Origin of the sequence: Bacillus cereus group sp. BfR-BA-01350 (assembly GCF_022663775.1) — a bacterium.
GTDB classification, from domain to species: domain Bacteria; phylum Bacillota; class Bacilli; order Bacillales; family Bacillaceae_G; genus Bacillus_A; species Bacillus_A paranthracis.
In genome coordinates this window covers 112,480-125,360 of sequence record NZ_JAKUGD010000010.1, presented here as the reverse complement: position 1 = coordinate 125,360, position 12,881 = coordinate 112,480, and the positions used below count along the sequence as shown (strand labels likewise).

Sequence of the window (12,881 nt, the reverse complement as noted above, 5' to 3'; positions counted from 1 at the left end):
CCGACTGCACGAAGGTTATTATATAACGAGTAGAGGATTTTGTGCTATGTAAAAGTTTCCTAAAAAAAAAGACACTACCTTAGTAGCATCTTTTCTCATTTCATTAATGTCCACCGTGCCCTTGACCACTTTCTTGTACAATCTCTAACCTCTCATCCAATATACCTTGTGTTTCAAATGAAATATCACTCGTACTTCCTAATAGGAAGCCGTGGTTATACGGTCCAAGTGTTGGGTCATCTTTAAACTTCGGTTGAATACTTGCAAGGAAGTCATACACTGGTTGTGAAGCTTTTCCTTCCTCTAAAAAGATAACAGGTGCATGTTTACCCATATGTGAAAATGGTGCTCCTGCAACTGCTAAATCTAGTGTTTTGCTTGAAACAAATGATACACCGTGGCCTGGTTTTGTGAACCCCCATCCAAATTTTGTTTTTTCATCTTTAAACTTTGCAAATGCAATAGAATTTTCTACTGGAGTCTCTCCACTAATACGCGTTACTTTCCCGTATTTGCTTAACTCTTTTTCTACTTCTTTTGAAATGATTTTTTCTGGTCCTAGTACATATATATTTGCTTTATCTTTTCGCATCTTTAATGCCTCTATCGTCGCTTCTGGCACTTTATTCTTTTCTGCATAAAGTAGTGGTTCTGGCATATGAGAAATCCAGTTTACAGCTGGTGTTGTATATAAACGTCCTTCTTCTTCAGATGAACCGAGAATAACACTATTCGGATAACTACCTGTTATATCGGCATATTCTTTATCCACATCTTTTGCAAATGTAGCTGGATCCGTTTCTTTTATTTGCTTTACTTTATACTCTTTTAATTGCTCAAGGATAGATGCATCGACATCCCCCATCACCATAATTTGTGTTCCATCTTTCGTTCCGAGCGGATTTAATCGTTTTATTTCTTTTAACGTCATTTCGGGTACCTTTTCTTTTTCTATAAATAGAATCGGTCCGTTATTCGGATGATGAATAAGGTCTGCACTTGCAATACCTAATTGCCACTCATTTACTGGTACTAAAATAATAGCACCGGGTTGATTCTCTTTATGCGTTGCTGGCCATATCGTTTGCGAAGTTAATACTGCCATTTGCAAAGGATCATTTGTGTTTAATCTCGTTACATTTTTTAAACTTGTCGTTAATAAATCATTTGATGCCCCTTTGTTCATTTCTTTCGGCGCAGTTACCTCCTGATTCATTTTCATTTCCTTCTGCTCTGTTTCTTTCTCTTTTTTAGGTTCATGTTTTGTATGATCCATATTATTCGTTTGTCCACATGCGGCAAGACCAACTGCTGTAATTATCGTTACACCCAAAATGCAGGTTGCTTTTTTCATTATATCGCCTCCGTATAAATCGTTTTTGAGCCAATATCATTACCTAAAATGGAATTTCAACTTTACAATAACAAGCAATTCTGAAGAAATTATGCAGATGCATTACAATCTGCACCATTTCTTCATGATTTTGCATTACAATTTAAGTAAAGATTACATATGGAGGGCTCTCTATGATTGATATACTGCTCGTAGACGATGAACCGAGAATGCTTGAATTATTAACGCTTTATCTTACTCCAATTGGATATAACTGCATATGTGCACGATCAGGAGAAGAAGCGATTTCACATATAGAAAATCAAAACTTTAAATTTATTTTACTCGATATTATGATGCCAACGATGGACGGATGGGAGACGTGCAAAAAAATCCGCTCATTTAGTAACGTTCCTATTATTATGGTTACCGCTCGTGATCAAACAGTAGATGTCGTCCAAGGGTTAAAACTCGGAGCGGATGATTACGTAACAAAACCTTTCCATGAAGAAGAGCTTTTCGCAAGAATTGAAGCTGTTTTAAGACGAACGAATCAACACGCGCAAATACAATATCATGGCATTTTATGGGATGAGGCAAAGCACTCCGCTTCTGTTCATAATGAAGAGCTTCTTCTTACACCAATTGAATTCTCTTTACTCGGATTATTTTTACGCCATGTAAACTACGTACTAAGCCGTGATCAGCTCATTGAACGAATTTGGGGATTAAATACAAATACAGAAGATAGAACAGTCGATTCACATATTCGTAATTTGCGTGATAAATTACGAAAAGTAAATTTCCCTATTGATGATCATTTAAAAACTGTTTACGGAGTCGGATATCGATGGGTTGATACTTTAGATTAAGGAGCAAAACGATGAAGCGAATTTCTATTCAGCTCGGATTTTATTTTTTGATTGTTACACTTTTAATCGAAAGTGTTCTATTTGTCTCGCTTTATTATAGCCTTGTCAACAATAGAGTAAATGAAGAAATGACAGCTTTATTAAAGCGCGGAAATAGTCACAGAGATGTTCTTGAAAAGTATTTTAATAAGCAAACAATCTCTCATGTTGCACTAATGGAATCCGAAGCCGAAACGACTGTTGTTATTACAAATGCAAATAAGGATGTACTAGCCAAATCCAACGAAATAAATACTACTATAAAAAAGCATATTGAAAAGATGCAAACACGGACAGATCATGAAGGTGCAATTATAGAGAATCATTGGAAAACATCTAGTTATATATGTACAGTTAGTCCCATTGTAGTAGATGGAAAACATGAAGGCTATGTGTACATGTTTCTTGGGACAGAATCTATTGAAAAAATGGTGAATGGGCTAACAAGACAATTTATTATTGCTGGAGTCATTACTTTTCTATTAACAGCCATCACAATCTTTCTATTATCACGTTTGTTAACAAAACCATTGTTACACATGAAACATGCCACTGAAAAAATGAGTAAAGGAGATTTATCAGTTTCATTAACGACTACTCGAAATGATGAAATTGGTGAACTAGCCTCATCTATTCAAACGCTTGCTAATGATTTACATTATATGAAAACAGAGCGAAGTGAATTTCTAGCAAGCGTTGCTCATGAATTACGAACACCTTTGACATACGTAAGAGGTTACGCTGACATTGCTTTAAAAGAAACTACATCTCCCAAGCAACGTTTACGATATTTATCTATTATAAAAGATGAGTCTGATTACATTACAAACTTAGTTCAAGATTTGTTTTCACTTGCACAAATGGAACAACATAACTTTTCTATTCAAGTAAAGGGAGTACATTTACACACTTTCCTTACTCGCATATGTGAAAAAGTAAACGCCATGTATAAAGAAAGATACATTAAAGTTTCTTTCTCTTGTCCTCCTACACTGCTAGTAAACTTAGATGAACAACGATTCGAACAAGTTGTGGTGAACATTTTAAATAACGCTTATAGACATTCAAAAGAATATTCTCATATCCGCATTTCTGTTATAGAAGAAAATAAACGTATCTCCATTACAATGGAAGATGAAGGTGAAGGTATTCCTCCTGAAGACCTCCCTCACATTTTCGAACGCTTTTATCGAGTTGATAAAGCAAGATCACGAGCTACCGGTGGAACTGGGTTAGGGCTATCTATCGTGAAAGAAATTGTAGAACTACACGGCGGGAATATTACTGTAACGAGCGAAGTTGATCGCGGGTCTTGTTTTACAATTTCATTGCCATCTATAAAGAAACACGACTACCATCAGTAGTCGTGTTTCTTTATCATTTTACTTTATAATATAAGTTTACAAATTGCCCAAAACGTTTCGTATCCGTTAAAGTTAAATCAATTTCTGGATTCTTGTCTTGAAATAACGGCACTCCAGAACCTAATATATGCGGTGTAATTGTAACAACATATTCATCAATTAGATTATTCTTAAAGAACTCTCTTAAGAGACTCCCTCCACCGACCATCCATATTTTAGATCCTTCTTGTGCTTTTAACCTTTTTGTAAACTCCACTACATCTTCATTTACAAACCCCACGTGTTCGTTTGAACCTTTTTCTGATTTAGAAAAAACATAACATTTTTTATTTAAATACGGGAATGGTTCTATATGCTCTACTACATAATCGTACGTTCTTTTTCCCATAATTATTGTATCAATTGTTTCATACATTTCTGTATAACCGTTATCTCCCTCTCCTTCCGTTTCCATTAACCACTGTAAATCATCATTTTCTTTCGCAATATATCCATCTAAACTCGCCGCAATAAATAAAACAATTTCACGTGACATATCTTTTCCTCCTTGCATCTCATCTTGATAACATATGATGTAAACAATATACTAACAATAAAACATGACAATTTATGTCACGTTAAAAAGAAAAAAGGTGATACATTTGTCAAAAGCTAAACGCTTATTAGATATTCTTATATTTGCTTCTGCCAAAAAGACATTTACAGCGCAAGAAATAGCTGATGAATTTAATATTTCCGTTCGTACTGTCCATAGATACATTGTAGATTTAAGTGATATGGGTTTACCTATTTATGCAGAACAAGGTCGCAACGGAGGATATAAAGTATTAACAAATAGAGTCATTCCTCCTATTTTATTTACGGAAGAAGAAGCAGTCTCCATCTTTTTTGCATTTCAATCTTTAAGATACTACAGAAACTTACCTTTTAACACAGAAATCACTTCCGTTACACATAAACTGTATAGCTCTCTACAGCATGATGCGAAAGCAAAAGTTGATAAAATACGTTCTTATATCGCTTTTTGGAATCCGAAGAGAACGATTGATACACCTCTTTTAAATGAAGTACTAACCGCGGCTATTGAAAATAAAAATTTACACTTTCAATACGAATCTAAATCGGGGTTAAAAACAAAACATGTTCATCCTATCGGTGTATATGCTCATGACGGGCTATGGTACTTACCATCCTATGACTTCAGTAGAAAAAAAGTATTACTGTATCGCGTTGATCGTATTCTTTCTATATTATCAACGGAAGAAAATGAAGATACATTCATGAATTTAGAAGAGTGGTTTGCCTCTAACTCTAACGTAATACATAGTCCTACTCAGTTACATGTTTTACTAACAACAGAAGGTGTACGCCAATGTAAAAGCGTTCCTTACCTTGAAGAATTCGTAGTAGTAAACGAAGACGGGACAGGATATATACATTCAACAATTGATAAAGGTGAAATAAATTTTATTATCCCTTTATTTTATAGACTTGGAAAAGATGCACGAGTGTTAGAACCGAAAGAATTAATAGATGGTTTACGTATACGTGCGAAAGAAATTTTACATATGTATGAAGACGAAAAAAGCTGCTAAATATAAGCAGCTTTTTAGTCTCTTTGTTACTATTGACGAATATCAATCCACCAACGATTTTTCGCATTCATATTTTCAGTTCCACTAAAACCACTATAACGGAAAGCATCAAGGAAGATTGAATCTAGTTTATCCTCATCTACAAAATAGCCTAAGTTAACTTTTACCGTTTCTCCTGGTCGAATACTGCCAATATTGTAGAAGCTTTTCCCATCTCCATGAGGCTCTAAATAATCAACTTCGCCTGTCATAATATTTTTTTCCGCAATCCCATCTCTTTTAGCATAGTTCCATGCATTCCCTTCAGATTTAAGCAACTTTATGGATGGATGCATATAGATTTCTTCTGTCGACTTTTTCCCAATATTTTTCACTGTTGTTGTTAGGTAGACAAATTTAGGGTGAACTAATTTCGAATCTACTAATTTATCAATAGAATCTTTACCATTTCCAAGTTTATATTCATCCCTTCTATATGGTAACAATTGTCCAGCTTGATCCAAAGCCTGATTCCTGCTTAGTATTCCTAAGCCCATTTCATAAAAGTTCTCTTTTTTAAAATCTTTGATTGAATCAAAAACTTCAACTTTCTCTATCACATATTCAACTTGGCTGTCATCCATCGTTATCGTTACTGGAATCTTTTGTCCTATATGAAATAGTCGTTTACTATCTTTTTTCAAAGGAATAACCTTAGTTTCTTTAGGTTCATCTGCTTTGCTAAAACGATTTTCATCATAATCTACTATATGTGATGCCTTTTCTTTTGACGTAGGCTCAAGTGAAATACTCCCTAACACATCCATCATTTGTTCTTCGTTTACATCGGATCCAATATAACTTTCTAACATAATCCCTTCTTTCTCAAAAAAGAGAAAGACCTTTCTGTCAAACATTACATTGTTGTTTCCTGTTTCTTTATGGACAATTACTGCTTTCCTACCGTTTATTTCTTTTTCTTCATAACTTTTAGAGTACAGCGTTTGAAAATCTGTATTCTCCCCTACTCTCCGAAGAGCGAATGAAAATCCCCCCATTGCGTAGTTATCTTTAAATGAATATTTCATAGCAGAGTCATCAATTGCTTCCATATTGTCTGGTAATTTATCGATTTTCAACTTATACCACTTATCAGCCTTTTTCGATCCCTTGTTTGTTACCGAAACATTTACTTCGTAATTTTGTTTTTGGACAATCATATTATAGACTTTCACTGCACCAAAAACGGTTGTCGGCATACCAATCAATAAGCAAGCAGCAGCGATTAACATACGATGTTTTTTACGCTTTTTCTGTGGCTTCTCGTCTTTCAGCTTCATTTCTTCCATAAACAATTTCTTTTTGCGCGTATATGTATGTGAAAATTCATGTTGTTCTTCGAGTTTATCAAAATCATCTAAAGCAATTTTTTCAGCAAGTTCATATATTTCTTTGGAGTTCTTTGAATTCGTCATGTTGTATACCTCCTATCATATTTTGGACTCGTTTTCGAGCACGCTCAAACTGCTTGCGAACATTAGCCTCCGTTATCCCCATGACACTTGAAATTTCTTGATACGTTAAGTTATAGAAGACTTTGTACTTAAACACCTGTCTATTAGACTCATTTAACTCTTTTAGCAATGTATCAATTTGCACTTCAGACATTTTCCGTTTTTCCCACTCTTCAATATTTTCATCTACTGCTTCTGCTGATTCTCTTTCATATTCTTCTAAAAATGTTTCATGTCGTCTATTTTTCCGGTAGCTATCAATCGCCTTGTTTTTCGCGACCCTCAAAATGTAGCGTTTAAGCTCTTCAGTAGCCAAGCTATGGAGCTTTTCCAAGTTCTTATAAAGAGTAATAAACGTCTCTTGAACCGCATCTTCCGCCTGTTGAATATTATTTAAAATAGAATAAGCTACATAATAAACTTTTTGTTCGTACAACTCATATAGCTCTTCCATCTTTTCATAATCGTTGTCTGTAACTTTCATATAATTCCTCCTCTCACTCTATATAACGAATGAACCATATACTTTGTGACACTATAAAATCTATTTATAAATAAAATTTAATAATAAAATAAATAAAAGCCCAATTTCTCTATTTTAACTGAGAAACTGGGCTTTTTAATATTAGAATTTTCCTGACTGCTACGCCTTTTCAGTAAGCAGCATATGCTCTATCGCTTCTGTTAACAAATTCTGTGTCTCTTCCAATTTATGATTCTGCTTTTCTCCCGGTTGTACCGTATAAAATTCAGCAAACGAGCGCTCTTTATATCTTGGTACGACATGCATATGGTAATGTGTTAACTCGTTAAATACTCCACCATTTTGACAAACTGTAACTCCATCTGGTTTGTATAATGCCTTAATCGCTTTTGCAATAAGCTTAGAAGCATCCATAACGGATTTTGCTACAACATCATTTAATTCATCTACTTCTACAACATGCTGCTTCGGCACAATTAAAGTATGACCTGGATAGAAAGGTTCATGATCTAAAAAACACGTTACATACTCATCTTCGTATACTCTATAAATTTTTTCCTCTTCGTTTGCTAATTTACATCCTAAACATTCCATCATATTTCCCCTCTCTCTAAAACAGAAAAACGTGAGAGCCGTATTCTCACGTTTTTCTGTTTTACTTTATTAGTTCAATTGTTTCCGTAACTTTTATACTACCTTTTACTGATTGAACAATCGTACAATTTTTCACTGCAAGCTGCAGCGCCTTGTCCAACTGCTCTTCTGTAATGTTTTGTGCTTTAATTTTATAGTGCAAATGAACACTTTCAACTGGTTTTGATAAAGCTTCACTTCTACCAATTTCCGTTTCAATTGTAAACGTATCGTATGTAATACGTTTCTTTTCTAAAATTGTTCGAAAGACAATTGCACTACATCCTGCGATAGAAGAAACGAGTAATTGTAACGGTGAATACCCGTTTTCTTTTCCAATCGCTAATTGACCATACGATAAATCTGCCTCAATATCATCGTGTTTGATTGTTAGTTTCATTAGTTGTCTCCACCTTCATCGGTTTCTGCCGTTTCTTATTTATATAATAATATATGTAGCAGAAAATGATAAATGGAATACCACAATATAACGCCATTCTTTGTTCTGGAATAAACGCTAAACTAATAACAACGATACTATTTGTAATTAAAGCTAAAATTGGAACGATTGGGTATAGTGGTGTTCTATACTTTAAGTCCTCTAACTTTCCTCCGCCTTTTATATACTGACTTCTAAAGCGAAGTTGCGATAAAGCAATAATAATCCAACTTGAAACAGCCGATAAACCAGCTATAGATAATAAGTACATGTATACTGTATCTTCTGCAAGGAAGCTTGTTAATAAAGATAACGCAGCTACAGCAATTGTTACAACTAACGCTGTAATTGGAATACCACGTTTATTTACTTTCTGGAAAGACTTTGGTGCCATTCCTTCATTTGCAAGTGACCATAGTATACGAGTTGCCGCATATAACCCTGAATTCGCCACAGATAGTAACGCAGTAATAATAACGAAGTTCATAATATCTGCTGCATACGGAATACCGATTTTATCAAATACGACTACGAATGGACTTTCGATTACCCCTGCTTCTTTCCAAGAAATTAATCCTACTAAAATCGTCATTGTTAAAATGAAGAATAACATAATGCGCCATACTGTATTACGGATCGCGCGTGGAATTGTTTTTTCTGGATTTTCACTTTCTCCCGCTGCAATCCCGATTAACTCTGTTCCTTGGAACGAGAAGTTAACTGTAATCATCGTAAGTAATACGGCAGCTAGTCCATTCGGGAATAATCCACCATCGCTTACAAAGTTAGAAAAAAGAGGTGCTGCTTCTTTTCCGTCATATGATATAAACCCTAATAATGCACTACCACCAAGAACAACAAAGGCAAGAATGGTAACTACTTTAATACTAGAGAACCAAAATTCTAATTCAGCATAACTTTTCGCCGAAATTGCGTTTGACGCATATAAAATAATGCCGAATACGAGACACCATACCCAAACATCAACATTCGGAAACCATCTTTTCATCATTAAACCGATTGACGTTAATTCTAGTCCTACTGTTACTGCCCAGCCAAGCCAATATAGCCAGCCAATCATAAAGCCCGTTCCTGGCCCAATAAACTTCGTCGCATACTTTTGGAAAGAACCTGAAACTGGCATCGCTACCGTTAACTCTCCAAGACAAAGCATTGTTAAATACATAATAAATCCGCCCACTAAATAGGAAAGGATGGCTCCCCCTGGTCCAGCCTGATTAATGGTGTAACCTGAACCTAAGAAAAAACCAGTCCCGATTACACCACCTAGTGCGATCATAAATAAATGTCTACTCTTCATCGTACGATGTAATTTCTCATTCGTTGGTTGCTGCATCTAAATCCTCCCCCTACCAATACCCCTATATCTTGTTAAAATTTTCTGATAATAAAAATATACACGAAAGCGATTACATTTTCTATATAAAATTAAAACTTTTCTGATAAAATAATATAAAAAATCGAATTATCGTGAAGTTTAGATTCTAATTAGAGGAAAATAAGGATAAACAAGGAAAAAACCCTTACATATATTGTAAGGGTTAATGAAGTTCTAACCTTCTGGATAAAATTGATAAACTATAGTTTACAATAAAGTACATACAAGCTACTACTATAAACGTTGGAATCATATAATTTACATTTTGTCCGCTAATAATTTGAGCATTATGCATAAGCTCTGGCAGTGATATAACAACCGCTAATGCTGTATCTTTCAGCAATGAAATAAACTGACTAACAAGCGGCGGAACCATTCTTCTTAATGCTTGCGGTAAAATAATATGCCAAAGCGCTTGCACATACGTTAACCCTGAAGATCTTGCAGCCTCAATCTGTCCTTTCTCAATAGATAATAGGCCACTTCGAACAATTTCAGATATCATTGCTGCTTCAAATATTGTTAAAGCAACAATTACAGCTGTTATAATTTCTAATTTCAAGCCTGCTTCTGGAAGTGCAAAATACGTGAAAAATATAATTAAAAGTAGTGGTAAGTTTCGAATTACTTCAACGATAATTCCTAATATTTGTGAGACGATAGGGATTTTCATGTAGCGCAATATCCCTATTACACTACCAATAATAAAACTAAGTACAATTGCTATGAGTGCTACCTCTAGCGTTATAAGTAATCCTTTTAATAAAAATAGAATATGATCACCTGTTATTGCTCCCTTAAAATCCATTTACACCGCCTCCTTTGCTAAGCGTTTTTCTAAATAACGCACTAGCATACTGAGCGGAATTGTTAATATTAAATAAAACATTCCGACAAATATATACACATCGAACGTAACAAATGTCTTCGTTGAAATTAAGTCTCCTTGATACATTAAATCAGCTCCAGCGATAATTCCGAGTATGGAAGAGTTTTTTACTAAGTTGAGAAATTGGTTTCCTAGAGGAGGGATTACAATTTTCATCGCTTGGGGTAAAACGACATGGTACATCGCTTGCGTATACGTCAATCCTGAAGAACGTGCTGCCTCCATTTGGCCTTTCGCGACTGATAAAATACCAGCGCGAATGACTTCCGCAATAAACGCTGCAGTATATACCGTAAGCGTAACTGTTCCTGCTACAAAACCATTTAAAGTAATTCCTACTACAGGTAAAGCGAAATAAAATATAAAGGCAATTAATACGAGCGGAATATTTCTTACAAATTCTACAATAGCAGCTCCCAACCAATTTAAAATACGAATCGGTGCAATACGCATTACCGCCAAAATTACTCCTAAAATAAAGCTTCCTATTAATGCAAGTACACTAGACATAACTGTATACTTAAAGCCTTCTAAATACATATCCATGTTATTCGTTAATATAGAAAAATCAGGCACATACTCTCCCCTCTTTCTTTACAAGAAGAGGATGAGTACTCTCATCCTCTCACTCTTACTATCTACTTTTCTGGTTTTTGTCCAATCCATTTTTCATACAGTTTATCGTATTCCCCATTCGCCTTCATATCTTTTATCAAGCTATTAATCTCTTTCGTTAAATCATCTGCACCTTTTTGCACTGCAATTCCGTACGGCTCATCCGTAAAAATTTTCCCGACAACTTCATAATTCGAATCTTGTTTTGCCATACCGTAAAGAATTGCATTATCTGTCGTTAACACATCACCTTTTCCTGCTTTTAACGCTGTAAACGCCTCACTGTAATTTTCAAATTCTAATACAGTCGCTTCCGGTGATTTTTGGCGAATGTTATTTGTCGATGTTGAACCTTTTACTGCTAACACTTTTACGCCCTTTTTCACATCATCAATACTTTTAATATCGCTTCCTTTTTTCACGAGTAACGATTGCCCTGCTTTAAAGTATACATCTGAAAAATCGACCTCTTTTTTACGTTCTTCTGTAATTGTCATCGTGGCGATAATTGCATCAATGTCACCATTTTTCAGGAGTGGAATACGTGTTTTAGACGTTACCTCTTTTAATTCTAATTTCTTTTCATCTCCAAGAATTTTTTTCGCAAGCGCCTTTGCAACATCAACATCAAATCCTTCTACCTGCCCTGTTGAAGGGTTTTTCAATCCAAATAAGTTCGTATCATTCTTCACCCCAACTACTAATTTCCCGCGCTTCTTAATTTGCTCAACAGCCCCGCCTTGCTTCGTATTCGTTTCTTTCGCCTCATCTTTTTTACTTCCGCATCCAGCAACGACAAGTACGAATAAACATGAAAATACGATTAACGTAAACAACTTTTTCATTTTAAGCATAAAATTCCTCCTTTAATGATTTAACACTCGACTTAAAAATAAACGTGCTCTTTCTTGTTCAGGGCTCGCAAAAAATTGCGCCGGTGTTGTATCCTCAATGATCTTGCCATCATCCATAAATAAAATCCGATCAGCTACTTCTCGTGCAAATCCCATTTCATGCGTGACAACGACCATCGTCATCCCTTCTTTAGCTAGCTTTTTCATAACATCAAGTACTTCCCCGATCATCTCTGGATCAAGAGCAGACGTAGGCTCATCAAATAGCATAATTTCCGGCTGCATCGCAAGTCCTCTAGCAATTGCCACCCTTTGCTGTTGTCCACCAGATAATTGATGTGGATATACGTTAGCCTTCTCTGGAATTCCTACTTTCTCTAAATAAAACATCGCTGTTTTTTCTGCTTCCTCTTTTGAAATTTTATTTACTTTAATAGGTGCTAGTGTAATATTTTGAAGAACCGTTTTATGTGGATATAAATAAAAATGCTGAAAGACCATCCCAATATTTCGGCGTAATTCATTCATATCTGTTTTTGCATTGTGTACCTCTGTATTTTGTACAATTAACTCTCCATCTGTAATTGTCTCTAGCTGATTTATACAACGAAGCAACGTGCTTTTTCCTGATCCTGAAGGCCCAACAACTACTACCACTTCACCTTTCTTCACTTGCACATTAATATCTTTTAACACTTGAAAGTTGCCATAATATTTATTTACGTTACGAAACTCTATCAACATACTCCCCCCTTCCCCTAACAAAGCATGTACATTCTTTTTATATTCAAAAATAGGCAAAAAAATAACTTACAGCCTCATTTTGTCCATAAAAAAAGCAAAGGGATTTCCCCTTTGCTTTTTCATTTCTA

At 35.1% G+C, this 12,881-nt stretch carries 14 protein-coding genes; 3 read left to right on the top strand and 11 right to left on the bottom strand.

All coding sequences use genetic code 11. The features are described from left to right. Nucleotides 1–103: 103 nt before the first annotated feature. Nucleotides 104–1,354: a cell wall-binding repeat-containing protein gene (locus tag MR147_RS20295; protein ID WP_074607370.1), complete on the bottom strand. Its 1,251-nt coding sequence runs from the start codon at nucleotides 1,352–1,354 to the stop codon at nucleotides 104–106. Between the two features lie 173 nt (nucleotides 1,355–1,527). Between MR147_RS20295 and MR147_RS20290 the strand changes: the two genes are divergently transcribed. Both MR147_RS20290 and MR147_RS20285 read left to right on the top strand, forming a co-directional pair. Then, nucleotides 1,528–2,205 carry a response regulator transcription factor gene (locus tag MR147_RS20290; protein WP_074607371.1) on the top strand — a complete coding sequence of 226 codons (678 nt, stop codon included), beginning with the start codon at nucleotides 1,528–1,530 and terminating at the stop codon, nucleotides 2,203–2,205. Between the two features lie 11 nt (nucleotides 2,206–2,216). Then, on the top strand, nucleotides 2,217–3,608 hold the full coding sequence (locus tag MR147_RS20285; protein ID WP_074607377.1) for a sensor histidine kinase: 1,392 nt from the start codon (nucleotides 2,217–2,219) through the stop codon (nucleotides 3,606–3,608). Nucleotides 3,609–3,621: 13 nt separating this feature from the next. Here MR147_RS20285 and MR147_RS20280 read toward each other — a convergent pair whose 3' ends face one another. After that, nucleotides 3,622–4,143: a dihydrofolate reductase family protein gene (locus tag MR147_RS20280; RefSeq protein WP_074607381.1), complete on the bottom strand. Its 522-nt coding sequence runs from the start codon at nucleotides 4,141–4,143 to the stop codon at nucleotides 3,622–3,624. Nucleotides 4,144–4,207: 64 nt separating this feature from the next. On the opposite strand from MR147_RS20280, the gene MR147_RS20275 reads away from it, so the two are divergent. Next, nucleotides 4,208–5,203 (top strand): helix-turn-helix transcriptional regulator, encoded by a 996-nt coding sequence (locus MR147_RS20275; RefSeq protein ID WP_139302753.1) that lies wholly within the window; start codon nucleotides 4,208–4,210, stop codon nucleotides 5,201–5,203. A 29-nt stretch (nucleotides 5,204–5,232) separates the two neighbouring features. Here MR147_RS20275 and MR147_RS20270 read toward each other — a convergent pair whose 3' ends face one another. The 9 genes from MR147_RS20270 to MR147_RS20230 all read right to left on the bottom strand — a co-directional run bounded on the left by MR147_RS20270 (nucleotide 5,233) and on the right by MR147_RS20230 (nucleotide 12,816). Further along, nucleotides 5,233–6,657 (bottom strand): DUF4367 domain-containing protein, encoded by a 1,425-nt coding sequence (locus MR147_RS20270; protein WP_074607385.1) that lies wholly within the window; start codon nucleotides 6,655–6,657, stop codon nucleotides 5,233–5,235. Then, nucleotides 6,623–7,180, bottom strand: a complete 558-nt coding sequence (locus MR147_RS20265) for an RNA polymerase sigma factor (protein WP_074607387.1) — start codon at nucleotides 7,178–7,180, stop codon at nucleotides 6,623–6,625. Before MR147_RS20265 ends, MR147_RS20270 begins: the two co-directional genes overlap by 35 nt. 159 nt (nucleotides 7,181–7,339) lie before the next feature. Then, nucleotides 7,340–7,774 carry an HIT family protein gene (locus tag MR147_RS20260; RefSeq protein ID WP_074607389.1) on the bottom strand — a complete coding sequence of 145 codons (435 nt, stop codon included), beginning with the start codon at nucleotides 7,772–7,774 and terminating at the stop codon, nucleotides 7,340–7,342. Between the two features lie 61 nt (nucleotides 7,775–7,835). Continuing rightward, entirely contained in the window at nucleotides 7,836–8,213 is a 378-nt protein-coding gene (locus MR147_RS20255; RefSeq protein ID WP_074607391.1) for an OsmC family protein, read from the bottom strand. After that, the gene (locus MR147_RS20250) at nucleotides 8,188–9,609 is read right to left on the bottom strand and encodes an amino acid permease (protein WP_074607392.1); all 1,422 of its coding nucleotides are present in this window, start codon (nucleotides 9,607–9,609) and stop codon (nucleotides 8,188–8,190) included. The genes MR147_RS20255 and MR147_RS20250 overlap by 26 nt, the downstream gene beginning before the upstream one ends. 205 nt (nucleotides 9,610–9,814) lie before the next feature. Next, nucleotides 9,815–10,459: an amino acid ABC transporter permease gene (locus tag MR147_RS20245; RefSeq protein ID WP_074607394.1), complete on the bottom strand. Its 645-nt coding sequence runs from the start codon at nucleotides 10,457–10,459 to the stop codon at nucleotides 9,815–9,817. Continuing rightward, entirely contained in the window at nucleotides 10,460–11,116 is a 657-nt protein-coding gene (locus MR147_RS20240) for an amino acid ABC transporter permease (protein ID WP_074607396.1), read from the bottom strand. 62 nt (nucleotides 11,117–11,178) lie between these two features. Next, on the bottom strand, nucleotides 11,179–12,009 hold the full coding sequence (glnH, locus tag MR147_RS20235; protein ID WP_000916480.1) for a glutamine ABC transporter substrate-binding protein GlnH: 831 nt from the start codon (nucleotides 12,007–12,009) through the stop codon (nucleotides 11,179–11,181). A 12-nt stretch (nucleotides 12,010–12,021) separates the two neighbouring features. Further along, nucleotides 12,022–12,816 carry an amino acid ABC transporter ATP-binding protein gene (locus tag MR147_RS20230; RefSeq protein ID WP_270795597.1) on the bottom strand — a complete coding sequence of 265 codons (795 nt, stop codon included), beginning with the start codon at nucleotides 12,814–12,816 and terminating at the stop codon, nucleotides 12,022–12,024. Nucleotides 12,817–12,881: the final 65 nt, after the last annotated feature.